The sequence below is a fragment of the Pseudomonas sp. SID14000 genome, from assembly GCF_002165135.1.
In the GTDB taxonomy this organism is placed as follows: Bacteria; Pseudomonadota; Gammaproteobacteria; order Pseudomonadales; family Pseudomonadaceae; genus Aquipseudomonas.
The window spans coordinates 1-1,035 of the sequence record NZ_NFZQ01000048.1 but is presented as its reverse complement, the minus strand read 5'-3'; the positions used below and the strand labels follow the sequence as shown (position 1 = coordinate 1,035).

General features: G+C 68.0%; 1 protein-coding gene. It reads left to right on the top strand.

From position 1 onward, the window contains the following. Positions 1–892, top strand: an 892-nt coding sequence (locus CAY82_RS24775) for an alpha/beta fold hydrolase (RefSeq protein ID WP_087503446.1), incomplete at its 5' end; no start/stop codon positions are given. Between the last annotated feature and the right edge of the window lie 143 nt (positions 893–1,035).

Sequence of the window (1,035 nt, the reverse complement as noted above, 5' to 3'; positions counted from 1 at the left end):
CAAGAAGGTCCGTACCGAGCTGCTGGAGATCGCGTACTACGAAGCCGGGCCCGCGACCGGTCCCGTGGTACTGCTGGGACACGGCTGGCCATACAGCCCGTACGCCTTCGTCGAGGTCGTACCCGAGCTGGTACGCCGTGGGTACCGCGTACTGACGCCCTTCCTGCGCGGTCACGGGCAGACCATCTTCCTGTCGGCGGACACGTTCCGCTCCGGGCAGCAGGCAGCGCTCGGCTCGGACTGGATCGCTTTTATGGACGCGCTGAAGATCCCGCGCGCGGTTTTCGCCGGCTACGACTGGGGCGGTCGCGGCCTGTGCGTCGCTGCTGCCCTCTGGCCCGAGCGCTGCGCCGCACTGGTCTCGGTGGACAGCTATCTGGTCCAGAACCTGGATCCCAAGCTCGCCGTGAACCCGGCGGCACCGGCGGTCGAGGCCGCCCAGTGGTACTTCGACTACCTCACCACTGAGCGCGGCAAGAACGGCCTGACCCAGAACCGCAAGGAGATCGCCCGGGTCGTCTGGACCAAGAACTCCCCCACCTGGCGCTACACCGAAGCCGACCTGGACCGCGCGGCCTCGCTGATGACCAACCCGGACTACGTCGCCGTCGTGCTCCACGTCTACCGCCACCGCCGCCTCACCGAGCCGGGCGACCCCCGGTACGACCGCCTGGAGGCTCTGCTCCGCAAGCAGCCGCCGATCACCGTCCCCACCGTGACGCTCGACGGCAAGGACGACGGCAACTTCCCCTGGACCGACGGCAAGCCGTCCGCCTTCCACTTCACCGGCCCCCGGGTGCACCACGTAGTACAGGGTGCCGGTCACAACCTGCCGCAGGAAAAGCCACAGGCGTTCGTGCAGGCGATCTTCCAGGCGGCCCGCCTACACTGACATCGTCGTATGGCCGGTCGTCCGTAGGAGGACTCTGAAATGCCCGATTCGCGTACTCAGACGATCGCCTATCCGGCGCCCGGCTCGCGGCCGTCGCGGCGTGATCCTGAGCCGTTGGCGCCGCACGTGATCGTGTTGTTCGG